The sequence below is a fragment of the Anaerovibrio sp. JC8 genome (genome assembly GCF_002100115.1).
Lineage (GTDB): Bacteria > Bacillota > Negativicutes > Selenomonadales > Selenomonadaceae > Anaerovibrio.
This window is the reverse complement of the sequence record NZ_ANBM01000001.1, coordinates 98,225-123,765: the sequence shown is the minus strand read 5'-3', so window position 1 is coordinate 123,765 and position 25,541 is coordinate 98,225. Positions and strand designations below refer to the sequence as shown.

At 47.6% G+C, this 25,541-nt stretch carries 22 protein-coding genes; 20 read left to right on the top strand and 2 right to left on the bottom strand.

Translation table 11 applies throughout. The annotated features are described in order from the left end of the window. The first annotated feature begins 15 nt into the window (after positions 1-15). The 4 genes from D081_RS00560 (at position 16) to deoD (ending at position 3,535) form a co-directional block, all read left to right on the top strand. Positions 16-801, top strand: a complete 786-nt coding sequence (locus D081_RS00560) for a 4Fe-4S dicluster domain-containing protein (protein ID WP_085022194.1) — start codon at positions 16-18, stop codon at positions 799-801. 2 nt (positions 802-803) lie between these two features. Further along, positions 804-2,009, top strand: coding sequence for an NrfD/PsrC family molybdoenzyme membrane anchor subunit (gene nrfD / locus D081_RS00555; protein WP_085022193.1), 1,206 nt, complete (start codon positions 804-806; stop codon positions 2,007-2,009). A 123-nt stretch (positions 2,010-2,132) separates the two neighbouring features. After that, positions 2,133-2,780 carry an HAD family phosphatase gene (locus D081_RS00550; protein WP_085022192.1) on the top strand — a complete coding sequence of 216 codons (648 nt, stop codon included), beginning with the start codon at positions 2,133-2,135 and terminating at the stop codon, positions 2,778-2,780. Between the two features lie 41 nt (positions 2,781-2,821). Then, positions 2,822-3,535 carry a purine-nucleoside phosphorylase gene (deoD, locus tag D081_RS00545; RefSeq protein ID WP_085022191.1) on the top strand — a complete coding sequence of 238 codons (714 nt, stop codon included), beginning with the start codon at positions 2,822-2,824 and terminating at the stop codon, positions 3,533-3,535. 62 nt (positions 3,536-3,597) lie between these two features. Here deoD and trxA read toward each other — a convergent pair whose 3' ends face one another. After that, positions 3,598-3,912 (bottom strand): thioredoxin, encoded by a 315-nt coding sequence (gene trxA, locus D081_RS00540; RefSeq protein WP_085022190.1) that lies wholly within the window; start codon positions 3,910-3,912, stop codon positions 3,598-3,600. Between the two features lie 38 nt (positions 3,913-3,950). After that, on the bottom strand, positions 3,951-4,154 hold the full coding sequence (locus D081_RS00535) for a ferredoxin-thioredoxin reductase catalytic domain-containing protein (RefSeq protein WP_085022189.1): 204 nt from the start codon (positions 4,152-4,154) through the stop codon (positions 3,951-3,953). 161 nt (positions 4,155-4,315) lie between these two features. Between D081_RS00535 and cobI the strand changes: the two genes are divergently transcribed. The 16 genes from cobI (at position 4,316) to D081_RS00455 (ending at position 25,483) form a co-directional block, all read left to right on the top strand. Then, positions 4,316-5,017, top strand: a complete 702-nt coding sequence (gene cobI, locus D081_RS00530; RefSeq protein ID WP_085022188.1) for a precorrin-2 C(20)-methyltransferase — start codon at positions 4,316-4,318, stop codon at positions 5,015-5,017. A 167-nt stretch (positions 5,018-5,184) separates the two neighbouring features. Beyond that, positions 5,185-7,689 (top strand): DUF3656 domain-containing protein, encoded by a 2,505-nt coding sequence (locus D081_RS00525; RefSeq protein ID WP_085022187.1) that lies wholly within the window; start codon positions 5,185-5,187, stop codon positions 7,687-7,689. 27 nt (positions 7,690-7,716) lie between these two features. After that, a complete protein-coding gene (locus D081_RS00520; RefSeq protein ID WP_085022186.1) occupies positions 7,717-10,092 on the top strand; it encodes an endonuclease MutS2 in 2,376 nt (791 codons plus the stop codon). Between the two features lie 69 nt (positions 10,093-10,161). Continuing rightward, on the top strand, positions 10,162-12,258 hold the full coding sequence (locus D081_RS00515) for a transglycosylase domain-containing protein (RefSeq protein ID WP_085022185.1): 2,097 nt from the start codon (positions 10,162-10,164) through the stop codon (positions 12,256-12,258). Positions 12,259-12,306: 48 nt separating this feature from the next. Beyond that, positions 12,307-13,530, top strand: coding sequence for a tyrosine--tRNA ligase (tyrS, locus tag D081_RS00510; RefSeq protein WP_085022184.1), 1,224 nt, complete (start codon positions 12,307-12,309; stop codon positions 13,528-13,530). A gap of 288 nt (positions 13,531-13,818) precedes the next feature. Beyond that, a complete protein-coding gene (locus D081_RS00505; RefSeq protein WP_085022183.1) occupies positions 13,819-14,553 on the top strand; it encodes a YebC/PmpR family DNA-binding transcriptional regulator in 735 nt (244 codons plus the stop codon). A 59-nt stretch (positions 14,554-14,612) separates the two neighbouring features. Then, positions 14,613-15,107, top strand: a complete 495-nt coding sequence (ruvC, locus tag D081_RS00500; RefSeq protein WP_085022182.1) for a crossover junction endodeoxyribonuclease RuvC — start codon at positions 14,613-14,615, stop codon at positions 15,105-15,107. Positions 15,108-15,307: 200 nt separating this feature from the next. Continuing rightward, complete coding sequence (locus D081_RS00495; protein ID WP_085022181.1) at positions 15,308-16,537, top strand: aspartate kinase; 1,230 nt, start codon at positions 15,308-15,310, stop codon at positions 16,535-16,537. A 226-nt stretch (positions 16,538-16,763) separates the two neighbouring features. Then, the gene (locus D081_RS00490) at positions 16,764-18,005 is read left to right on the top strand and encodes a pyridoxal phosphate-dependent aminotransferase (protein ID WP_085022180.1); all 1,242 of its coding nucleotides are present in this window, start codon (positions 16,764-16,766) and stop codon (positions 18,003-18,005) included. A gap of 145 nt (positions 18,006-18,150) precedes the next feature. Continuing rightward, a complete protein-coding gene (locus D081_RS00485) occupies positions 18,151-18,780 on the top strand; it encodes a DUF47 domain-containing protein (protein WP_085022179.1) in 630 nt (209 codons plus the stop codon). Beyond that, positions 18,773-19,765 carry an inorganic phosphate transporter gene (locus D081_RS00480; RefSeq protein ID WP_085022178.1) on the top strand — a complete coding sequence of 331 codons (993 nt, stop codon included), beginning with the start codon at positions 18,773-18,775 and terminating at the stop codon, positions 19,763-19,765. The genes D081_RS00485 and D081_RS00480 overlap by 8 nt, the downstream gene beginning before the upstream one ends. 113 nt (positions 19,766-19,878) lie before the next feature. Continuing rightward, positions 19,879-20,871, top strand: coding sequence for a uridine kinase (locus tag D081_RS00475; protein WP_233127373.1), 993 nt, complete (start codon positions 19,879-19,881; stop codon positions 20,869-20,871). Between the two features lie 91 nt (positions 20,872-20,962). Next, on the top strand, positions 20,963-21,574 hold the full coding sequence (locus D081_RS00470) for a hypothetical protein (RefSeq protein WP_085022176.1): 612 nt from the start codon (positions 20,963-20,965) through the stop codon (positions 21,572-21,574). A gap of 79 nt (positions 21,575-21,653) precedes the next feature. After that, positions 21,654-22,673 carry an HlyD family secretion protein gene (locus D081_RS00465; RefSeq protein WP_085022175.1) on the top strand — a complete coding sequence of 340 codons (1,020 nt, stop codon included), beginning with the start codon at positions 21,654-21,656 and terminating at the stop codon, positions 22,671-22,673. Between the two features lie 184 nt (positions 22,674-22,857). After that, entirely contained in the window at positions 22,858-24,744 is a 1,887-nt protein-coding gene (locus D081_RS00460; RefSeq protein ID WP_085022174.1) for a glutamine synthetase, read from the top strand. Between the two features lie 160 nt (positions 24,745-24,904). After that, positions 24,905-25,483, top strand: coding sequence for a peptidoglycan-binding protein (locus tag D081_RS00455; protein WP_233127372.1), 579 nt, complete (start codon positions 24,905-24,907; stop codon positions 25,481-25,483). Positions 25,484-25,541: the final 58 nt, after the last annotated feature.

The following is a 25,541-nucleotide window of genomic DNA, read 5'->3' as shown; positions in this document are numbered from 1 at the left end:
GAGGGGTGAGTATAGATGGCTGTATTAGTAGATATTACAAAATGCATTGGCTGCGAGGGCTGTACTGTAGCCTGCAAGCGATACAATAATCTGAATTTCAAGGCAAAGCCTAGAAATATTAAGGAAGATGGTAATGTGGACCTGGATGACAACCGTTGGACCGTTATTCAGGAGTTCCACGGCGGCAATGAGGACAAGCTGAGATTTGTAAAGAAGCAGTGCCTCCACTGCAAGGAGCCTGCCTGTGCATCAGCCTGCTTCTCCAAGGCTATTCAGAAGGATGAAAAGACGGGAGCAGTAGTTTATTATCCTGATCTCTGTGTAGGCTGTCGTTACTGCCTTGTGGCCTGTCCATATTCCATTCCAAAATATCAGTGGAATGAACAGTTCCCACAGGTATCAAAATGCCAGATGTGCTCTGAACGGGTGGCCAAGGGTGACGCCCCGGCCTGCGTATCGGCCTGCACCACCGGTGCCCTTATGTCCGGTGACAGGGATGAGCTGATTAAAAAGGCGCATGAGATTATTAATTCTGATGCCCGTTATATCAATCAAGTATATGGTGAGCATGAGGTAGGCGGTGCAGAGTGGCTTTACATTTCCGATGTTCCGTTTGAGGACTTGGGCTTCAAGGAAGTCAGCAACGTGCCTGTTACCAGCTACACCGAGAGCTATCTCTCCAAGGTACCTGGCCTGGCGGCATGCTGGGCATTGTTCTTGGCGGGCCTCGCTTATTACAATCATCGGGTGGAAAAAAATAATAAGTCCCCGTATGATGACGATCAGGATAAGGAGGGCTGACCATGAAGGTATATAAGTGTTTTAGAATTTTAGGATGGGACTTTACCATAACGCCAGTCCGCTTTGTTCTTACAGGTTTAGTTGCTTTGATGGTAGTCGCAGTTGTCCTGAGGCTTCTGACAGGTTTCCAGTATGTAACCAATCTGACAGATGAGACTCCTTGGGGCATGTGGATTGCCTTTGATGTAATGTGCGGCGTTGCCCTTGCCGGTGGTGGCTACTCCACAGCCCTGCTGGTGAGTATGTTCCGCTATAAGGACTTTACGATAGTGGCCCGCGGCGCCCTGCTTACATCATTGCTGGGTTATATTTTGGTTATGGCCGGCTTGTTCCTGGATATAGGTCAGTGGTTTAACTTCTGGCGTCCATTCGTATCCTGGGGCTATACCTCGGTACTCTTTGAGGTATTCTGGTGTATTTCCATTTATACTACAGTTTTAAGCCTCGAATTTTTTGAGATAATAACGGAGCGTATTCTGCGACAGAAGCTGCATCGTTATATTGTGAAGGCTATTCCGGTTCTGGTCGTTATTGGCTTAATATTCCCGGTAATGCATCAGTCTTCACTGGGTGGCTTGTTCCTTATTATGAGGGAGAGAATGTTCCCATTGTGGTGGAGTGAGTTCCTGCCACTGTACTTCCTCATGTCCTCCTTCTTTATCGGTTCGGCTATGGTTTGTATAGAGACCACTTTGGCCAAGACCGCTTATGGTCATGAGATTCCTCACAGAATTATGCTGAAGCTGACCAGAATCGGTGCCAGCATAATGGGTGCTTATCTCCTGCTGAAGCTCTATGACCTCTTTGAAAAGCATGAGTGGGGTTATGTTTTCCAGGGCACTCTCCAGAGCAATATGTACTGCGTGGAAATGCTCTTTGGCATCATTATCCCGATAGTTATCATCATCAGTCCGTTAAGCAAGAAGAAGGCGGGATTGCTGACCTATGCTGTTCTCACGGTTCTGGGTGTTATCCTTAATCGTCTGAACTGCGTATTTACCTCCATGTATGAATCCGGCTCTTACTTCCCAGGCATTGGCGAAATTGTTGTCAGTGTTGGTCTGATTTCTTTGGGCGTGCTGATTTATTGCTTCCTGGTTGAGAACTTCAACATCTTGGGCAATGAGCGGGCTGTTCAGGTTAAAATTGATAAGGATAAGGACATCAAGAACCTTATCTGGACTCTGCTTCGTACCAAGCGCCGCTAATAGGAGCTGTTCAACAACATAAGGTGTGTGTATTAAAAATGGGCTGTGCTGAAGGTCTTGTCTTTTGGCACAGCCTTTTGTTATACTTTTAGAGTAATTAACTGTAGGAGCCGATGGATTAGAATGGATAGAGAGCAACAGGCATTTATTTTCGATATGGATGGCGTTATCTATGATAGTGAGCCCATACATGCCAGAGCAAAAAAACAGGTGCTGGCCGAGTGTGGTATCAGCATTACTGATGAGCGTCTGGCTACCTTTGTGGGCCGCAGCAGCAAGGATTTTTATGGAACCATGGTGCAAGAGAATCCCCAGTGTCCCGTTTCCTGGCAGGAGCTGGCCCGACGTAAGCATGTACTCTATAAGAAAATGCTTATGGAGGATGAAACCATTACTGCTATCCCGGGGGTACGGGAGCTGCTGGAACGTATAAAGGCGGCTGGGTATATCATTGGTCTGGGATCTTCCTCCACCATGGAAATGATTGAGCTGGTGCTGGGGCGGTTTAATTTGTGGGATTACTTTAAAGCTGTGGTCAGTGGGGATGACTTACCACGCAGCAAGCCTGACCCGTTGATTTTCCTTACAGTGGCAGAAAAGCTGGGAGTAAAGCCGGAAAACTGCACTGTCATTGAGGATGCCTTTGCCGGGGTAACGGCGGCCAGAGCGGCTGGGATGCACTGTATTGGCTACAGCAATCCAAATTCCGGTGCCCAGGATTTATCCGGGGCGGATAAAATTGTAAAAAGTCATGATGAGATAGTGGTATAATTAATTCAGTAAAAGGAAAATGAAAGGGGAGAACTTTTCAGATGAGTTTACATATTGGAGCACATTCAGGTGAAATAGCCAAGAGAGTTTTGCTGCCAGGTGACCCTCTCCGTGCCAAGCATATTGCGGAGAATTTCCTGGAGGATGCCAAGTGTTATAATGAGATTCGTGGAGCTTTTGGCTATACGGGAACCTATAAGGGTGTGCCTGTATCAGTACAGGGTACTGGTATGGGTATTCCTTCTATCTCAATTTATGTTACTGAGCTTATTAGGGAATATGGTGCCAGAAAGCTGATTCGGGTGGGTACCTGCGGTGCAATGCATGAGAATATCAATCTTCGTGATATTATAATTGCTCAGGGAACTACTACAGATTCCTCCATAATCCGTAACATTTTTGGTCCCAACATAAATTTCGCCCCATTGGCGGATTACGAGCTCATGACCAAGGCTATGGAAGTCGGCAAGAGCTTGAATATTCCAACCAAGGTGGGCAATATTGTTACGGTTGACCGCTTCTATGATGACGATATTGATAATGACAAGCTCCGTCGCTACGGGATTTTGGCGGTAGAAATGGAAACCGCTGCCCTGTATCTTCTGGCGGCACAGTATCGGGTACAGAGCCTGGGAATCTTTACTGCCAGTGACCACCTGCTTACCAAGGAAGCTGTTCCGGCAGATGAGCGTCAAACCAATTTTAACGACATGGTTAAAATTGCCCTGGAAACCATTATTCAGACCAAGGTTTGATAGCATAAGAAAAACGCTATTATTGGCTGTGGCCCATAATAGCGTTTTTTAAGTGTCTTGTTTTATTCGTTAAGCAGCTTCAATACGAAGTCCTTTTGCACGTAGCCAATGTACTGATTTACGACCTTGCCGTTTTTAAAAAAGTATAGGCTTGGGATGCTGACGATGCCATACTGGGATGACAGGTAAGATTCTTCATCTACATTGATTTTGGCAACCTTGATGGTTCCCTCATTTTCTTCGGCGATTTCCTTCAGGATAGGGGCCATCATCTTGCATGGACCGCACCATTCTGCCCAAAAATCCACAATAACAGGAATATCAGACTCCAAAACCTCCTGCTGGAAATTTTCCTTGGTAACTGTTACTTCTGCCATATCGGTTCCTCCTTTTACGTTTATATTAAGTGTTAAATTTAATCCTGTAATGATTTGAAATAAAGCATACAGTGGCAATAGCCCTCGTAATCCGGATCCTTGATCTGGTCCCGAAATTCCTTGCACATGCATTTGGTGTCTTCAGTCTTTTCCACACGGCATGGGCAATATCCACCGGTTTTTTCCAATCCTGCCTTTACGGTGGCCACCACATCAGCATTTTCGTTTAAGGTTATTTTCATAATGGTCACCTCCCCAAAATCTTTGCCTTACAAGTTTAATTTAAAGAAAAAAATCTTACTTGTAAAGTATTTTGTGTTATTATATTAACGATAAATACTAGGCATAATATACTATGCAAAGATGAAAAAAGAATGATATTGCATTAAGGAGTGACAAATACATGAAGGGTAAAGTGTTCGGTGTAGGCGTAGGTCCCGGGGATTCTGAGCTATTGACAGTAAAGGCAGTTAATGCCATAAAGAGTGCGGATGTTATTATTGCTCCAAGAACGGAGAAAAAGGAAGGCAGTGTAGCGCTGGATATTGCCCGTTGCTACATTGGTGAAAATACGGAAATAGTTTATCAGATTTATCCTATGGTAAAGGGCTTTTCTGAGGATACCAGTGCCTGGGACAAGAACAAGGAAGAAATTATGGCTATGCTGGAGGCCGGCAAGCAGGTGGTGTTCCTGACCCTGGGAGATCCGATGTTCTACAGCACTTATATTTATGTATATAACCGGCTGAAGGCTGCCGGGGCGGATATTGAGACTATTCCTGGTATTCCGGCCTTCTGTGCCATTGCCAGCTATTTGGGACGCTCCATTGTGGAGGGGGATGACATTCTGAGCATTATCCCGGCCACAGTATCTGAGGAAAAGCTGAAGAAGGCTCTGGCTACCTGCGATAATGCAGTTATCATGAAGGTGTACAAGAATTTTGCCCAGGTGGTGGATAATCTGGATGAGGCCTCTATGCTGAATAATGCTACACTGGTAAGCCGCTGCGGCCTGCCGGATGAGGAAATCATCGATGATGTGGCTGCCAATAAGGACAAGAAGCTGAATTATTTGTCTACAATTTTGACAAGACGTGATAAGTAAATAAGATTAAGGCGAGGCCTGCGGTGGATATTCCATGGCAGGTCTTTTTGATTGGATAATAATGAGGTGTATTTTGCTTGTAGCAAAATTTGAACAATGGCGTTATAATGATATGATGTGATTTTTATGCGATAAATTGTTTTTAGATAGATTTGGAGGAGGCAGACATGGTTGAATTGTTGGCACCAGCCGGCAGCAAGGAAGCACTCATTGCTGCAATTGAAAGTGGCGCCAATGCCATTTATCTGGCTGGCAATATGTTCGGGGCCAGGGCCTATGCAAGTAATTTTGACGAAGAGGGGATGCGGGAAGCCATCCGCATTGCCCATTTGCGCAATGTTCTTATAAATGTAACGGTAAATACTATTGTAGATGATGAGGAGCTGCCGGCCTTGGCGGATTATCTCCGCTTTCTCTATGAGGCCGGGGCCGATGCCATATTGGTGCAGGATTTGGGTGTGGCCAAGCTGGCCCGGGAGATAGTTCCGGATATGCCTTTACATGCCAGCACCCAGATGACAGTTCACAACTTGGATGGCGTGTTGGCTCTCCAGAAGCTGGGCTTTACCCGGGTGGTGCTGTCCAGGGAGGTATCCCTTGCTACCATCAAGCACATAATTGATAACTGTGACGTGGAGATAGAGGTGTTTGTCCACGGTGCTTTGTGTGTCTGCTATTCAGGCCAGTGCCTCATGAGCAGTATGATTGGGGGCCGGTCCGGAAACCGGGGCCGTTGTGCTCAGCCTTGCCGTCTGCCGTATACGTTGGTGGACGAGCATGACAATGATATGCTTAAGGATTCTGCCGGAAAGTATCTCCTTAGTCCAAGGGATATGAACACCATTGATTTGATTCCCCAGCTTATTGATGCGGGGGTGGCTTCCCTAAAAATTGAGGGTCGCATGAAGCGGCCTGAATATGTGGGGATCGTGGTGAACAATTACCGTCAGGTGATTGACAGCCATTATGCCGGAAAATTCCAGGTGACCGACAAGAACCGCCACGATTTGGCCCAGGTCTTTAACCGTGATTTCACTACGGCCTTCCTGGAGAAGAAGCAGGGCCGTGAAATGATGAGTGACCGTCGGCCAAACAATCGTGGCATTATGCTGGGCCGGGTAATGGAGTACGACAGCAGCACTGGCATGGTGACAATGAAGCTGGCGGACAGCCTGTCTGTGGGAGACCAGGTGGATTTCTGGGTCAAGGTCGGAGGCCGTGTGACCGCCACTGTGAAAGATCTGCATATTGTCAAGGGCGGCAAAAACCGCAATCTGGTTCCGGTGGAACAGGCACCAGTGGGAGCTGTAGTCAGCTTCCCGGTGGAGGGCCGTGTTTTTGAGCATGACAGGGCCTTTAAGGTTTATGACGCACCTCTTATGGAATGGGCCAAGGGCTTTTATAACACAGGTGCCCCGGTACGTCGGGTGGTAGTGGATGTAGAGGTTATGGCCGCAGTGGGAGAACCGCTGGTTATTGCCATGACTGATGCTGATGGCAATAAAGGTGAGGGCAGGACGGAGTTTATTGGTCAGGAGGCCATTAAGCGGCCACTAAGTGAGGAAACTGTACATAAACAGGTGTCCCGTCTTGGAACCTCCATTTTTGAATTACGACAGTTAGATTGTAAAATCAGCGGCAATGTGATGGTGCCGGTCAGTGAAATAAATGAGGCCCGGCGCCAGGCCGTGGAACAGCTGGAGCAGCAGCGTCTGGCCAAGTTCCAGGTGAAGCCGGTGCCTGAAAACAATACGGCTCTGGTTAAAACCAAGACAAAACGGCGGGTACAGTCGGGAATAACCGCAGTAGTTGACAGTATGGAGCTGTTGCAGAGTGCCCTGTCAGCGGGAGCTGACTGGGTGGTATTTGGCGGTGAATCATATCACCATGAGGCCATTATCCCAATGCAGTACGAAAAGGCAGTGTACATGGCTCACAAGGCTGGGGCCAGGATTGCCCTTAATACCCCGCGGATTATCCGTGATAATGAGCTGAACGGCTTCCATACCTGGCTAAAGACAGTGGCTTCCTACAAGCCGGATGCCATAAATGTACATAATATAGGCACCTTGGCGGCGGTTAAGGAATTAACCGATATACCGGTTCACGCTGATTATTCCTTGATTACGTATAATTTCAAGACTCTCCAGCATTTACAGGAGCTGGGAGTTGAGGCTGTTACCCTGTCACCGGAGCTTACGCTGGCTCAGGTGGAAAAGCTGGCCAAGGAAACAGATATGCCATTGTCCTGCATTGTGGATGGCAATATGGAGCTGATGGTATCGGAGTACTGTGCCACCGGCAGCTTTATTGGAGGCCTTCACACAGGTCAGTGCAGTGCCCCTTGTGTCAACAGTGGCCGGCAGTTCTTTTTGAAGGACCGCAAGGATGTAAAATTCCCGCTGGTAATGGATCAGTATTGCCACATGCACGTATTGAACGGCAACCGGCTTAGCATGCTGCCCCATGCCATGAAATTTGGGGCCATGGGTATCAGTCAGCTGAGAATTGAGGCCCGTTTTATGCAGGCCCATGAATTAAAGAAAACCATTGCCAATTACAAAAAGTATATGGCCTATGATGGGGAGCTCAGTGAAATGGAAAAGGCTGAGGTTCAGGCCCTGGAAGGGGACAATATTACCCGTGGCCATTACTTCAGAGGCGTGGAATAACAGGCAAAATATATTTTGAGGTTATAGATGGAACAGGATTCATTTAAGGTTTTAGAATATAAGAAAATATTGGAGCGGCTTCAGGATAAGGCTGGCTCCATACTGGGCAAGGAGCTGGCTGGTGGGCTCCAGCCCAGCAACGATATAGATGAGGTAAGGGAACGGCTGAAGGAAACTGCTGAGGCCGTTATGGTATCCTCCATGGCCAATCCGCCATTGGGCGGCGTGCGGGATATCCGTGAGCTCATGAAGAAAATCGGCATCGGGGCCGTTATTGAGCCATCGGAAATCATGGATGTTCTCACCACAATGTATGCCATGCGGGCCGTAAAGAAGTTTTTCAAGGAGCTGGAGCTGGATGCCCCTATTTTGAAGAATTGGGCCCGGGGATTGGAGATTTTGGGTGAGCTTGAGCGGAATCTGGAAAATACAGTGGATGAGCACGGTAATCTCCGGGATGATGCCAGTGTGGAATTAAAACGCATCCGCCGGGAGGTCAAGGTTTCCCAGTCCCGTATAAAGGACCACCTGTATAACATTCTCCATTCGGCGGAATATCAGAAATATTTTCAGGATGCCATTGTCACCATGCGTGGGGACCGTTATGTGGTGCCTATTAAGCAGGAATACCGCCAGTATTTTCCCGGTATAGTTCATGATCAATCCGCCAGTGGTTCCACGGTGTTTGTGGAGCCTATGGCTGTGGTGAATCTTAATAACGACATAAAGCAGCTGGTAGCCGCAGAAAAGCATGAGGTGGAGCGGATTTTGCGGGATATTTCCAGCCAGATTCGCCGTAAGGATGATATCCTTATGGAAAACTGCGATATATTGGCCTTTATTGACTTTACCTTTGCCAAGGCGGGGCTGGCCCGGGATATGAGGGCTGTGGAGCCGATTGTCAGCGACAATGGAAGCACATCCCTGTTATCTGCCCGTCATCCGCTTATTGACAATAACAAGGTGGTGCCAATCGATATTGCCATTGGTGCCGATTATAATATGCTGCTGGTAACAGGACCGAACACCGGCGGCAAGACGGTCAGCATGAAGACCCTGGGCCTCCTGGTGCTCATGGCCCAGGCCGGTCTGTTCCTGCCAGTGGAAAACGGGTCTACAATTGCGGTTTACAATAATATTTACGCCGATATTGGCGACGAGCAGAGCATCGAGCAGAGCCTCAGTACCTTCTCTGCCCACATGACTCATTTAGTTGAGATTTTGGGCAAGGTGGAGTCCGATGACTTGCTGCTGCTGGACGAGCTGGGTGCCGGTACTGACCCTGAAGAAGGGGCGGCATTGGCCATGGCGATTTTGGAGCAGCTGCTGAATATTAAGGCTACAGTTATGGCTACTACCCACTATTCTGAGTTGAAGACCTTTGCCTTCAGCCGGGATGGAATCGAAAATGCCTGTGTGGAATTTGACGTTAATACCCTAAGACCGACTTATAGATTGCTGACGGGAATCCCGGGGGCAAGTAATGCCTTTGCCATCAGCCGCCGGCTGGGGCTCAGTGAGGCTCTGGTTATTCGGGCCAAGCAGCTGATTCAGGCGGACCATGCCCAGTTTGAGAAGGTCATTAACCAGCTGGAAAAAGAGAAGATGATGTATGAGCAGATGAATGCCGACATCGAAGCGAAGCTCCAGCGGGCAGAAAAAATGGAAGCCAAGGCAGAGGCCATGCGGGCTGAGCTGTCCCAGAAAAAAGCGGATATTATCCGCAAGGCCAAGGACGAAGGCTCGGCCCTGGTACGTCGGGCCCGTCGTGAATCCGAGGAAATCATCAAGCAGCTCAAAGAGCAGTTTAACGATATGGGAATTCAGAAGCGGCAGCAGGCCATTCAGGATGCCCGTAACAAGCTGAACGAGGAGGCTGGCCGGGTTCGCCCTGGCATCGTTTCCGCCAAGGCCTTTAGAAAGCCTATAGACCTGAAGACCATAGAGGTTGGTGATATCATTTATGTCACCAAGCTGGATCAGAAGGGCACTGTTCTGGGTATTCATGGCAAGGAGCTGGAGATTCAGCTGGGGGCCATGAAAACCACCATGAAGGCTTCAGCCTGCAAATTCGTGGAAAAGGGCCGAAAGGAGCAGCCGGCCAATGTCGGCACCAAGCAGTCCAAGGGTGGTGGCAGCTTCATCAGAAAAACCCAGGAAGCCCATCGTGATATTGATATCCGTGGCATGATGGTGGACGAGGCAGAGGTTATCCTTGGCAAGTTTATTGATGACTCCATTATGGCGGGGCTGTCCCAGGTGCTTATTATTCATGGTAAGGGAACTGGGGCACTGCGTAAGGGAGTTCACGAGTATTTGAAGCGTCACCGCAATGTTGCCGGCTTTAATTTTGCTGATATGAGTGAGGGTGGCACAGGTGCGACCCTGGTGACATTAAAATAATATATTTCGCGAAATTAATTCATTTATGATAGAATAGTACCGTATATGTGTATAACGAGGAGGTCTATCATGGAAAAACGTACAGGTGCGGCTCAGCAGCGGGCTCGTCAGGCCAAGAAGCCTCAGAAGTCCTCAGGCGGCAGCAGTGCAAGTCGAATCCTGATAATTTTTGCATTAATAATGCTAGTAATGGTAATCGGCGTAGGCTGCGGATTCCTTACAGCTACTTTGAATACAAAGGCGGATCTTGCAGATGTTAGACCGCCGGCGTCATCCCAGATATATGATATTAACGGCAACGAGATTGCCAATGTTCATGCGGATGAAAACCGGGTGCCGGTCAAGATGAACCAGATTCCCGAGAATTTGAAGAATGCCTTTGTGGCAGTTGAGGATGCCCGCTTTTACGAGCATTCCGGCGTGGACCCACGGGGTATTCTGCGTGCTACATGGTCAAATATTACCAGCCAGGGTGTGGCTGAGGGTGGCTCCACCATTACCCAGCAGCTGGCGAAAAATGCTTATTTGACCCAGGACCGTACTTTTAAACGTAAGATTCAGGAGATGTTTTTGGCCATTCAGCTGGAGCATCAGTACACCAAGGAAGAGATTCTGGAGCTGTATCTGAACCAGATTTATTTTGGCAATGGTGCCTATGGTGTACAGGCCGCAGCCAAGACTTATTTCGGCAAGAATGTTGAGGACCTGGATTTGAGCGAGTGTGCTATGTTGGCCGGTATTCCAAAGAGTCCAAACTATTATTCTCCTACCAACAATTTGCAGGCTGCCCAGCAGCGCAAGGCAACCGTTTTGGATCAGATGGCCAAATATGGCTATATCAGCTCCTCCACGGCCAACAAGACCAAGAATGAGGAACTGCGCCTGGTTAAGGCTTCCAGCAAGGCGGGCGAAGAAGCCTCTTACTTTATTGATTATGTAACCCAGACCATGATTGAAAAATATGGTGCTGATGCAGTGTATAAGGAAGGTCTGAAAATCTATACCACCTTGGATATAGATATGCAGAAGGCGGCTGAGGAAGCCATGAAGAATCTGCCTGATATGTATGACAGCAATGGCCTCAAGCAGCCTCAGGGTGCTTTGGTGGCAATTGATCCTCATACCGGCTATATCAAGGCCATGGTAGGCGGCCGGGGAACAGACCAGTTCAATCGTGCTGTATTGGCGGAAAGACAGCCGGGTTCTGCCTTTAAGCCATTTGTATTTGCTGCAGCACTGGAGTCCAATTATACTCCGTCATCCGTAATTGAGGATAAGCCGTTGGAAATCAATGGCTGGTCCCCACAGAACTACAGCCGTGAATTTAACGGCAAGGTTTCACTGCGTTATGTGGCAGAGCAGTCACTGAACGTGCCAACGGTACGGGTGGCTCAGGATATAGGCATAGATAAGGTCATCTATCTCGGCAAGGAGATGGGTATTTCCACCTTTGTTACTGAGGGTCCTCAGAATGATGGCAATCTGTCCACCTCATTGGGTGGTCTGACCCGTGGTGTAACTCCACTGGAGCTGACCAGTGCTTATTGTACCTTTGCCAATGACGGTATTCATGTGAATCACACAGCTATTGTCAAGGTACTGGACCGCAACGGCAAGGTGCTGGAGGAGGCTCATCAGGAGTCCAAGCAGGTACTGAAGAAGGCTACTGCCAACGAACTCACCAGTATGCTTTTGGGTGTAGTGGCCCGTGGCACGGGTACTGCTGCCCAGATTGGACGTCCGACTGCCGGCAAGACCGGTACTACCAGTGATTATCACGATGCATGGTTTGTAGGCTATGTTCCTGATTTGGTGGTAGGTGTCTGGGTTGGCTGCGACGACAACCAGCAGATGGGCACCATGACCGGTGGTACAACGCCGGCTGTTATCTGGAAGGCCTTTATGAATAAGGCATTGACCGGTATGCCTGTGAAGCAGTTTGATGGTGCAACTCTGACCAGTGTGGAGTCCCCTGTAAAGGATGATGACAAGGATACCAAGGCAAAGGATGACAAGGACAAGAAGGCCGATGGCAATGAGAAGAAGGCAGCTGATAAGCCGGCCAAGCCGGAAAGCACCAGACCAAAGCCAGCTCCGAGTCCTAGTCCAAGCCCAAGTCCTACGGCTCCTTCCCCAACGGCCAACCAGGGGAAAACGGCAAACTAATATCGTAAAAAATATCCTGTTTTCAGGTTTAAGGAGAGAAATACAATAATGTCAACAAGTGTTTTTGATGTACTGAAAGAACGTGGTTACATCGCTCAGTGTACCAATGAGGATGAAGTCCGGGCAATGTTTGAAAATGAGAAGGTTACCTTCTATATTGGCTTTGACCCAACTGCTGATAGCCTTCATGTAGGCCACTTCCTGGGCCTCATGGTTATGTCCCATCTCCAGAAGGCCGGCCATCGCCCGGTATGTCTGGTGGGCGGCGGTACCGGTACTGTAGGTGACCCGTCCGGCCGCAGTGATATGCGTAAGATGCTCACAGATGAGGATATTGAATATAACTGCAACCAGTTTAAAAAGCAGATGGCCCGTTTTATCGATTTCAGTGATGGCAAGGCCTTGATGGTAAATAATGGTGACTGGCTCCGCAAGTTGAATTATATTGAACTTCTCCGTGAAGTAGGTGCTCATTTTACTGTCAACCGCATGCTGGCGGCTGAGTGCTACAAGAACCGCATGGAAAAGGGCCTGACCTTCCTGGAATTCAACTACATGATTATGCAGTCCTATGACTTCCTGGAGCTTCATCGCCGCTATAACCTTAAGCTGGAAATGGGCGGTGACGACCAGTGGTCCAACATCATTGGTGGTGTTGAGCTGACCCGCCGCATTACCGGTGATGCTGTATACGGTCTTACCTTTACTCTGCTGACCAAGAGTGATGGACAGAAGATGGGCAAAACCGCTGGCGGTGCTCTCTGGCTGGATAAGGAAAAGACTTCTCCTTATGATTTCTACCAGTATTGGCGCAATGTGGACGATGCTGATGTGGAGCGTTGTCTGGCTCTGTTGACCTTCCTTCCTATGGATGAGGTTCGTCGCCTGGGTGCCCTGGAGGGTCAGGAGATTAATGAGGCCAAGAAGGTATTGGCTTATGAGGTTACCAAGCTGGTTCATGGCCAGGAGGAAGCTGACAAGGCCAAGGAGGCTGCTGAGGCAGTATTTGGCGGCTCCGGCTCCAATGAGAACATGCCTACCATTGAGCTGACAGCTGAGGATGCTTCCAAGAAGCTGGTTGATGTTTTGGTGGCTGCTGAGGTATTTGGCTCCAAGGGTGAGGCCCGTCGCCTCATTCAGCAGAACGGCCTGTCCCTCAATGACGAAAAGGTCAGCGACCCAGATTATGTACTTTCTGACAGTGACTTCACTGATGGGGAAGCCATCGTCAAGAAGGGCAAGAAGAAGTTCTATCGCTTATTAAAAGCGTAAAATTTAGATAAGATATATAGAATTATAGAGTTAATAGGACAGACAGGAGTGCAAAAGGGGACATATTTTGCCTTGGTACTTAGTGAATGCCAGCTGAAAAGCGCAGCATGAGCTTAGTACCGCCAGGCAAACTAGAGAGTGCGAGCGTTCCCCGTTGTACTCCTGCCTGGCCGATGGTGGCTTATATAAGAGTAGATAAAACTTATTATTTGTGCTAAAATATCTACTTGTGAAATATAGCTTAAGGGGAGTCCCCTTAAGAAAATGCAATAAAAGGAGTTTTCAGTAATGTCAGGACATTCTAAATGGGCTAATATTAAGAGAAAGAAAGGCGCCAACGACGCTATCCGCGGCAAGATCACCACTAAGATCGGCCGTGAGATTACCATTGCCGTTCGCATGGGTGGTTCCGACCCAACCGGTAACATGCGTTTGAAGCTGGCTCTGAGCAAGGCCAAGGCCAATAATATTCCAAAGGACAACATCAACCGTGCAATCCAGAAGGGTCTGGGTGCTTCTGATGGCAGCAACTACGAGGAGATGACCTACGAGGGCTACGGTCCTGGCGGTACTGCTATCATGCTGGATATCCTCACCGATAACCGCAACCGTACTGCGGCAGATGTTCGTCACATCTTCTCCAAGTATGGCGGCTCTCTGGGTGCCAATGGCTGCGTATCCTGGATGTTTAACAAGAAGGCTGTTTTTGTAGTTGAGAAGGAAGCCTTCGATGATGAGGATGCTCTCATGGAGCTGGTTCTGGAAGCAGGTGCTGATGATTTCGTAGCTGAAGAGGATGCTTTTGAAATCACTGGTGAGCCGGATGCTTTTGATGATATTCTTCAGGCACTGACTGACAAGGGTATTGAGACCGCTTCCGCTGAAATCACCATGGTGCCTGACAACACCGTTAAGGTCGAGGGTGAGAATGTTGTCAACATGCAGAAGATGCTGGATGCTTTCGATGATAACGATGATGTTCAGGAAGTATACGGCAACTACGAAATGGACGAAGAAGAATAATAAATACAGCGGCCTGCGGGCCGCTTATTTTTTACCAAAATATCAGGGGGAGAAATAAAATGCTAGCATTGGGTATTGACCCGGGAACTGCTATCTGTGGCTATGGCTTTGTGGAATCCAATGGCAGCCGCCTTATAGCCCACGAATATGGGGCCATTACTACCAGCTCCAAGGCCAGGCCTGAGGACAGGCTGGTGAAAATATATGACCAGCTGGATATGCTCATAAAGAAATACAAGCCGGATGTTATGGGGGTTGAGCAGCTGTTCTTTAACCGTAATGTAACCACTGCTATTCCCGTTGGCCAGGCCAGGGGTGTGGTGTTGCTGGCGGCGGCCAAGAACGGTCTGGAGCTGGTGGAGCGTACCCCACTGCAGGTTAAGCAGTCTGTAACGGGCTACGGCAAGGCCACCAAGGAACAGGTTATTTACATGGTGACCAAGCTGCTGAATTTGCCGGAACCGCCGAAGCCGGATGATGTGGCGGATGCACTGGCGGTAGCTATATGTACATCCCATGTTCTGGACAGCTTTACCCATAGGAACAAACTGTAGGTTTACAGAGAAAATGGTTTTGTACGTAAAAAAATACAAAGTATACACTTTTTATTGGGGATTTCTGTAGACTGGAACACATAATTGTATTATAATACTTGTTGTTTGAGTGTATTAATAAGATTTTATAAAACAAATGTCTACATAGTATGGAATTTGCTTTCCGCTACGGTGTTTGTTTTGAATCATAGGAGGTAAATATGGCTCTTATTGTTAAGAAGTTTGGCGGCTCCTCAGTGGGAACCACTGAGAAAATCCTTAATGTAGCCAAGAGAATTATTGCCGAAAAGCAGCCGGGGGATCAGATTGTTATGGTTGTATCCGCCATGGGTGATACCACCGATGAGCTGATTGAGCTGGCAAAGCAGATTAATCCAAATCCGTATCAGTATACCCGTGAAATGGATATGCTGCTGACCACCGGTGAGCAGGTGTCGATTTCCCTGTTGACCATGGCCTTCCGTACCTTGGGACAGAAAGCTGTATCCCTTACTGGTCAGATGGTGGGCATGAAAACCAATTCCGTCCATACAAAGGGCAAGATTGTAGATATTAAGCCGGCCAGAGTAAAGAAAGAGCTGGAAAAGGGCAATATCGTTGTAGTTGCGGGTTTCCAGGGCGTGGATGAGCATGGTGACCCGGTAACCTTGGGCCGCGGTGGCTCTGATACCTCTGCTGTGGCACTGGCTGGTGCCCTGAAGGCTGATTCCTGTGAGATTTACACTGATGTTGACGGTATTTATTCCGCAGACCCACGTCTGATTCCTGATGCCAGAAAAATGCAGGAAATTACCTATGATGAAATGCTGGAGATGGCCCGTCTGGGGGCTGGCGTAATGCAGCCGCGTTCCGTGGAAATGGGTAAATACTTTAATATTCCAATTCATGTACGTTCAACCTTTACCAACACACCAGGCACAATGATTAGGGAGGCATATACAATGGAAGAGAAGGATTTCTTGATTCGTGGCGTAGCTCATGATAAAAATGTTGCAAAGATTGCAGTTTTGGGTGTTCCTAATAACCCGGGTATCGCAAAGGAAATTTTCTCTGCTTTGGCAGATAAGAATATTGCAGTAGACATGATTGTTCAGAGTATCAGAAACATTGAGAAGAACGTTACTGACATGGTATTTACCACTACCCTGGATGATCTGCCGGAAACCAAGAAGACTGTTGATGCAGTTGCTGAAAAGCTCCACGCTGTAGCCGTTCTCATTGAGGAGGATGTGGCAAAGGTTTCCATCGTTGGTGCCGGTATGCTGGGCAACCCTGGTATTGCTGCCAGAATGTTTGGCGCCCTGGCTGATGCCAATGTCAATATCGATGCCATCAGTACCTCTGAAATCAGCATCAGCTGCCTGATCAAGGGCAGTGAGCTCAGCGAAGCAGCCAATGCCATTCATAAGGAATTTTTCCCTGAAAAGTAAATATAGCAAGGCTCGAAAGGTAAGAAGGGAGGATGTCTGTTATATGGACATTCTCCTATTTTTGTGGGCTAAAACAGCTTATATGTAAAAAGATACATATTACATATAAAAATGTTTAATAGGTACAATATATTATTTTAAATATAATAAAGGAAAAATTGCATAAAAGTGGTATAATGATTTAAAAGAGTATTTATATTTTTAAAATTAAGGAGGAAGATAATGTATGAGTTCACAGGTTGCTAAACATCGTGTTGGTAAGAAGCTGGTGGATGTTATTTTTGGTGCCAGCGGAGCTTGTAATGAGGCCATTAAGGTTCACGGCGCTGACAAGGTTACCAACGCTACTGTCGGTTCAATTATAGGCGAGGACGGCAAGCTGGCCTGTCTGCCTACCATGGAAAAGGCTTTTAGAGAGCTGAAAATTGCTGATGTGGCTTCGTATGCACCACCAGCCGGTCTTCCTGCTTATCTGGATGCGGTTATCGGCCTGACCTTTGCTGATAACAAGCCAGAGGGGCATATTGCAGCATGTGCTACTTCCGGTGGAACCGGTGCATTGCACATGGCTATCCAGAATTATTCTGAAATCGGTGATCAGGTGCTGACCTCTGACTGGTTCTGGGGTACCTACAATCCTCTTTGCCAGGAGGCTGGCCGTACTCTGGCTACCTACCAGCTCTTTGATGAAAATCAGAATTATAATGTCAAGGCCCTGGAGGCTAAAGTGGAGGAGCTCTTTGCCAAACAGGAATCCTTGCTGCTGATTATCAATACTCCGGCTCATAATCCAACCGGCTACAGCCTCACTGATGAGGAGTGGACCAAGGTTATTGATATGTCCAAGGCTTGGGCAGCCAAGGGCAAGAAGGTTAATCTGCTGGTGGATATTGCTTATATTGATTATGCCGGCGAAAAGAATGAAACCCGCCGTTTCATGAAGCAGTTCAGCAATCTGCCTGACAATATCTTTGTAATGTTTGCATTCTCCATGTCCAAGGGCTACACCATGTATGGCCAGCGCACCGGTGCATTGATTGGTCTGTCCCAGAATGCTGAGTTAATTGAGGAATTCAAGAATGTAACCAAGTTTACTGGCCGTGCCACCTGGTCCAATATCAACCGCGGTGCCCAGACCCTGCTGACCAATATTCAGCAGGATAAGGCTATGCTGGCTCAGTTCGAAAAGGAACGTGATGAGCTTTACGGTGTAATCCGTGACCGGGCTGCCATCTTCATGAAGGAAGCAGAGGAGTGTGGCCTCAAGGCATTGCCTTACAAGGCTGGCTTCTTCATTTCCGTACCGGCCAAGGATTCTGCGGCTGTATGCGAGAAGATGCATGAAGACCTTATTTTCGCAGTTCCATTAAAGAAGGGTGTCCGCATTGCGGTATGCTCTATTCCAAAGGCCAAGATGTATGGCATGGCAGCAAAGGTGCTTAAGGCATTGAAGGCAGTGGAAGGATAACATAGGACCATAATCCTTGTTTATAATGCAGATAAAGGGGAGATATCATAAGGTATCTCCCCTTCTTCTATGAGGAAAATTTATTGTTAAAAGCCTCTATTATGTGTTATAGTTATTGTAGAATGCAAGTTGCAGGGAGGTTACTATGTTTAATTTCAATAGAAAAGGAGATTCTGAGTTTTACGATCTCTTCTTGGAAAGTGCCCAATTTTTCTATCAGGGCTCACTTTTGATGGATGAGGTAATGGTGGACCATCGTAAGGCTGATATAAAGGTTAAGGAGATTAATGACATTGAGCACAAGGCTGACAGAGTCAACGACCGGATAATTGACAAGCTGAATCAGACCTTTATTACTCCAATTGACCGTGAGGATATTTATGCTATTGCCAATGGCCTTGATGATGGCGTAGATCTGCTGCAGGGTATTTTGCAGCGTATTGTTATCTATCATACCGGTGAGGCCCGTGAGGGAGCTATCAGACTTACCAAGCTCCTTATTGAGTGTACCCAGAAGATTATCAAGGTGTTGGAGCTGTTGCCGGAAATCAGCAAGAATCAGGAGGAGCTCCTCAACCTGACCAGTGATGTCAGCAAGCTTGAGAGTGAGGGTGACCACATTTTCAGAAGCGAGTTGGCATATCTCTTTGCACAGGTGAAGGATCCTATTGAGCTTATCAAGTGGAAGGATTTGCTGGAGGATCTGGAGGATACCCTTGATCACTGCGAAAAAATGGCAGATTTGCTCAGAGGCGTGGTAATGAAGTATGCTTGATTTACATCCTTTTATCATCATAGTTATTGTTTTGGCCCTGGCATTTGACTTTATTAACGGTTTCCACGATACTGCAAATGCTATTGCCACATCTGTATCCACCAGGGCAATTTCACCAAGCCGTGCCATTATGATGGCGGCGGTGCTGAATTTCTTCGGTGCCATGGTCAGCACGGGCGTTGCCAAGACCATTGGTGGAGATATTGTGGTGGGGCATATTGATCAGCCAATCATAATAGCTTCCTTGACGGGTGCTATTATCTGGAATCTGCTGACCTGGAAAATAGGTCTTCCCAGCAGCTCATCCCATGCATTGGTTGGTGGCCTTATCGGTGGTGTCCTCATGTCGGATATGGGCATGGAGGGACTCAATTATGCCGGTATCGGTAAAATAGTTATTGCATTGGTAACATCTCCGTTGGTGGGCATGGTATTGGGCTATATCATCATGAATTTGATGTTCCAGTTTTTCCAGAATACCAGTCCTTCCAAAGTTAATCATCGTTTTAAGAAAATGCAGATCGTGACAGCGGCTACCATGGCTTTTTCCCATGGTTCCAATGATGCTCAGAAATCAATGGGTATAATCACCCTGGCATTGGTATCCGGTGGTGTGCTGCAGGAATTTGAGGTACCTCTCGTTGTAAAGGTACTTTGTGCTACTGCCATGGCATTGGGTACTTCTGTTGGCGGCTGGAGCATTATTAAAACTGTAGGTGGCAAGATTATTAAGCTGGAGCCAATTAACGGCTTTGCAGCTGACCTTAATTCATCTATTACGATTTTCACTGCTACCCTGCTTCACCTGCCTGTAAGTACCACTCACGTGGTATCCGGTTCTATCATGGGTGTTGGAGCAGCCAAGAGAATCAAGGCTGTCCGTTGGGGCGTTGCCCAGCAGATGGTTATGGCCTGGGTGCTTACTATACCATGCACCGCAGCCATGGGAGCACTTTGCTATGTTTTGTTGATGTCAATGTTTTAATTAAATAGCCTGAGGGAGCTTTTATATCCCTTTAGGAACGTGCTAAAGAGATAAAGTGACTGTGCAGGCAGTCACTTTTCTTATATATTCTGGTTTGAAGGATGGTGGGGCTTATGTTTAAGGAAGTATTGGAGGAAGCCAAGGAATGGGCAAAGATTTTGCATTGCTCCTATGTTTCGGATTTAAATGAAATAATTGAAAATGGCGGTATCAGCGACCTGATCCGGGTTTCTGAGGCCCTTCACGAAAAGAAGATTGCCAATATTGCGGACAGAATCGCCGGGGATTTGAAGAATAATAGATTGATTCTTATAGCAGGACCATCATCCTCAGGAAAAACCTCCTTTGCCCAGCGGCTTCGGGTTCAGCTGCGTGTCATGGGACTGGAGCCTGTGTCTCTTTCCATTGACAATTATTTCGTAAATCGGGATGAGACCCCAAAGCTTCCGGATGGCTCCTATGATTTTGAGTCCATCGACGCGGTGAACACCCAGCTGTTTAATGAGCAGCTTACGGCATTGCTGGACGGGGAAAAGGTAGTGGTTCCTACCTTTAACTTTAGAATCGGTGTGCGGGAGGTTCACCCGGAAAATGTTAAGCAGATAGCCCAAAATCAGCCTATTATCGTGGAGGGGATTCATGGCCTTAATGAAAAGCTCACCAGCGCCATTCCCCGTGACCATAAGTTTAAGATTTATGTAAGTGCCTTAAATCAGCTTAATATGGACGAAAATACCCGCATTTCCACCTCCAGGGTGCGTCTGCTGCGGCGTATTGTCCGGGATTTCCGTACCCGGGGGCGCAGTGCCGACAATACTATTGAGCTGTGGCCGGGAGTCAGGGCCGGAGAGGAAAAGTACATTTTCCCTTATCAGGATGATGCCGATGTAATGTTTAATTCTGCCCTTATTTATGAGCTGGGGGCGTTGAAGCATTATGCCATGTATATGCTGGCAGAAATTTCCCCGGAGGAAAAATCCTATGAGAAGGCCCAGGAGCTGCTGGCATTCTGCCGTAACTTCAACTCTATATATGACCAACGGGATATTCCGTGCAATTCCCTTATAAGAGAATTTATTGGCGGTTCCTGCTTCGATGTAAGCTGATTTAATAATTTTTTTGCTTTTAATATATATTTAAGGACTTATCGCTGTCTGCGTGGTATAATGTAAAGAAAGGCGTAGAGGGGTGACTCCTATGGTAAAGCTCAACGGTACTTTTGGTATTAAGTTTTTATCTGGATTATTGCTCGTTAGTTCTTTGGTATTGTCATCAGGCTTTTGCCAGGTGACGGAAGCAGCGGTACAATCACCGTCCAGGGGCCACTATGATGTGGAAAGGGCCTGGCCTGACAGAAATGAAATGGCTGCCACTATAGCCAACAGCTATGGTGTGCCTTATGGTGCTGTGCTTAGATACTGCAAGGAGAACGGATGCCTTGAGGATGCCTGCCGTATAGCTTATATGGCTATGCTTACAGACACTTCCTTTGATCAGGTTGCTGGTCTGAAAAATAAGGATAATACATGGATCGATGTAACTGAAGCACTGGGGATTACGGAGGACCAGGTGAGGGCATACAGAAACAATGCACTTGCCGAGCGTATTAATGCCAGATATGGCATTGATAAGGCCTCTGTTGCAGCGCTTATAGATAAGCAGTATAAAATTAGTGATATAGTCAGGGCCAGCCGGTTGGCCAAGGCAACGGGCATGGATGTGATGGCAGTTATGAGCCGGAAAACCATGACCAACACTTGGGCAGAGCTGGAGATACAGTTTACAGGCAGTGGGCTGGAGGAGCCTTGATGTTAGTTTTGTACGAATTGGAGGAGTCTGTGTATAATCACAGACTCCTTTTATGTGCTTTTGATTTTGGAGGTTTGTTTTGGCTGAGATAGATGTTACAGATAAAGCAAAATTAGTGATAAAATATGGCTTGGCCGGGGTTTTGGGCCTGGCACTGCTGTGCTCCAGCCTGGTTTGGTACATACTTTATTGTGCAGGAAACCTGGATATATATGATGCCAAGGTGGCCGGCAAGATGGTAGGGGCCCGTGCCGGGGCACCGGGCAGTGTGGCTGAAATAATGGTGCATAACGGTGACAAGGTGAAGGCCGGTGATGTTATTGCCCGGATTAATGTAACAGTTACAGAGGAGCAGCTGCAGCAGATGCAGCAGACTCTGGAGCTGTCCGAGAAAAATCTGGCCCAGATAAGGCAGGGGGTTATGGTGCAGCGCCCACGGGTGGTTCAGTCCGGCGGTGGGGCTTCCTCGGCGGAGATTGCCAATGCCAAGAGCAAGCTGGACCAGATGAATCGTCTGTACGAAATGGGAGCAATCAGCGGAAGTCAACGGGATGAGGCTGAGGCCCAGTATCAGGCGGCACTTTCCCAGGGAAGTGGCTCCACCAGTGTTACATACGAAAATACCTATCAGCCTCCTAATGAAGAAGCCGTAAGGCGGGCAGAAATACGGGTGAATCAGGCCCGTCTGGCTCTGGAGCAGGCAAGGGAAAGCAGCAGTGCCACTGAGATTACAGCTCCCGTGGATGGTGTTGTGTATCTAAATGGCATTGAAACCGGCTCAGACATAAAGGCCGGGGATGTGGTGGCCTATGTGGGCAATGATAACGATATTTGGGTGGAGGCATATCTTAATCCATCCGAAAGTGACTATGCCCTGCCGGGGCAGCTGGTTTCCTTCTTCGTAGACCGTAAACGGTATGAGGGAACCATTGTGGAAGTGATGCCACCCCTTGCGGATGAGGAAAAGGAGACCAACAGTGAGGCTGGCTACAGCAGCCCATACCCCGCAGGCAAGGTAGTGGTGAAAATCGCTATCCCTGCTGAGGCGAGGGAAGCCATTCACTTTGGGGATCAGGTGGATATCCGTTTCAGCAAATAATATTTATTTTTCAAAAAAATGCTTGCCAAACAATTTGGACTATGTTAACATTTGTCTTGTAAACAAGTGCATATAAATGGCAATGATGCCACACAGACTATATTCTTTTAGTCTGTGTGGTTTTTTTGTTTACTAAAATCGTTAAGCAATTATTTTTATAAAATAAGAAAAGGTGGTAAATGATATGGAAGAATTAGTATTTGTAATCCCAGCCAATTCCAAGAAGGAAGACATTGTTGCAACCCTCACAGCCCATCCTGAAATTCAGTTCGTTTCCCTGGTAGGCATTGACCTGGCCGGTAACGATACTGACGAGAAGATCCCTATGCGGGTTTTCCTGAAGGATATTGATGATTTCTATTCTGGACGTGCAGTACAGACCGACGGTTCTTCCGTAGTTCTTTCCGGTATTGCCACCCTGAACAATGCCAAGGTTGATATGCCAATTGACCCAAGCGTTAACTGGTTTGTTGACTACAACTTTGAAAATTACGATGAGGAGACCGGTCTGCCAGTAGGTACTCTCCGTATCCCGGCTTTCCTGATTCATAACGGCAAGCGGGTTGATTCCCGTTCCGTATTGGCTGATACTTTGTCCTTCGTAAAGAAGGAGCTGCTGGAGCTCTTCCACAAGAATCCAAAGATTTCCGGACTGGAGCATATCGACTGCAGCAAGATTAAGGACATCAGCTTTACCTCCGCCACTGAGCTGGAGTTCTGGGTAAAGACTCCACTTTCCCATGTTCATGTTGATGAAATGTTTGCCTCCCAGGTTATGCAGGAGCAGTACTGGCAGAGAACCCACGGCATAGTTCGTACCGCTCTGGAGCAGACTGTAAAGCGTCTTGATGATTACGGCCTCCAGGTTGAGATGGGCCATAAGGAAGTAGGCGGTATCAAGTCTCAGATGGACAAGGGCGGCAATTTGACCTCTGTTTGTGAGCAGATTGAGATTGACTGGCGCTTCGCTGATGCTCTCCAGGCTGCAGACAATGAGCTTCTGGCCCGCACCATTATCAAGCAGACCTTCCGTCTCAATGGTCTGGAGGTTAGCTTCAAGGCCAAGCCTATGATTGGTGTTGCCGGTAACGGTGAGCATACTCACATTGGTCTGGCAGCTATTATGGAGGATGGCTCCTTCGTAAACCTGTTTGCACCAAAGGAAATGACTGTTGATTACATGAGTGCCGTTGGTTATGGTGCTATCATGGGTCTGCTGAAGAACTATGAGGTTATTAACCCATTCGTATCTGCTACCAATGACTCCCTGAACCGCTTAAAGCCAGGCTTCGAGGCACCTGTATGTATCGTTACCTCCCTTGGCCACAGCCCTGAGGTTCCTTCCCGTAACCGTTCCATTCTGGCTGGTCTGGTCCGTGATGTTACCAATCCGGCAGCAACCCGCTTCGAGCTTCGTGCCTGCAACCCATACACCGATACCTATCTTGTATTGGCAGCTATTTATTCTGCTCTCCTGGATGGTGTTCGTTATGCAGTGTCCAAGACTACCAAGGAGCTGCTGGCTGAGCTCTCCAAGGAAGCCGGTGACAAGGCAGATTATCTGGAGACAGACAGAGCATATCGTTCCGAGCAGGATGTATTTGAGGACTTCACTGCTGAGGAGCGCAACCGTCTCTTTGGTGCTCCACCGGCAACTGTATGGGATAACCTGTCTGCTTTGGATAAGTATACTGACAAGCTGGCAACCATCACTTCCTCCGGTGCCTTCACTGATGCTATCATCGAGGCCTTCAAGGAGGGTGCCCTGACCCGTTGGAAGACTGAGCTTATTGCCCGCATTATTCCTGAGAACCGTGAAATCGTCCGGGCAGCCAAGGAAATCAAGTCCGAGTATGTAACTGACCAGGATGCATACAACTGGAACAAGATCAATGAGCTCCGTTACTATCTCTCCAAGGACAGCATTGATGAGAAGTCCCTGTTCACCCTGCTGACCAACGCACTTAACGAGGGTGATTATGAGATGGCTTCCGGCCTCCAGGTTGAGATGTATGACCGCATTGAGGAATTGAAGTCCCTCTATGATGCTTATGTGAAGAACATAATCTGATAATTATTTGAATTAAAAATGGCCCCCATACCATGAGGCAATGCCTTCTGTGTGGGGGCCTAATTTGTTCCTGAAGTCGCGAATTGTCTGAAAAATTGACGCAATTATACGGAATATGATAGAATAATTCTGTCTTTAAATTGAAGAGAGAGGTGATTTTTTGAGATTTGGCAAGCTCACTGTTTGCGCATTGATTAGTGCCATTGTCATGATGTTCAGTGCTTCAGCTTTGGCATACGGTATTATGGTCAAGGAAGGCTCAACCGGCGCAGACGTAGTAACAGTACAGGCATTGTTAAAGGAAAAAGGTTTTTTCTCTGGTGAAGAAGATGGTGTTTGCGGCAAGGACACTGTAGAAGCTATCAAGAAATTTCAGGCTTCTGAGGGACTTGAGGTAGATGGTATTTGTGGTCCTCAGACTTATAGACGTTTGGACCCTTATGATAACGAAAAGGATATTGCAACCGGACGTCCTCTTTATGTACATGCAACTGCGTACAGTCCCGAGGAAACCAGCGGTGTAACCGCTATGGGAACTGCAGTAAGAAAGGGAATTATCGCTTCGGATCCAAGTGTCATTCCTATGGGGACCAGGGTGTATATTCCTGGGTATGGCGAGGCTGTAGCCGAGGATTGCGGCGGCAGTATTGTTGGCACCATTATTGATATTGCCTTTGATACTCATGCAGAGGCACTGGCCTTCGGCAGACAGGATATTGAGATTTATATTTTGGATTAAGACATTAAAAAATGCGGCCTGATTTCAGGCCGCATTTTTATTTTTGGGTGCAGTAAAA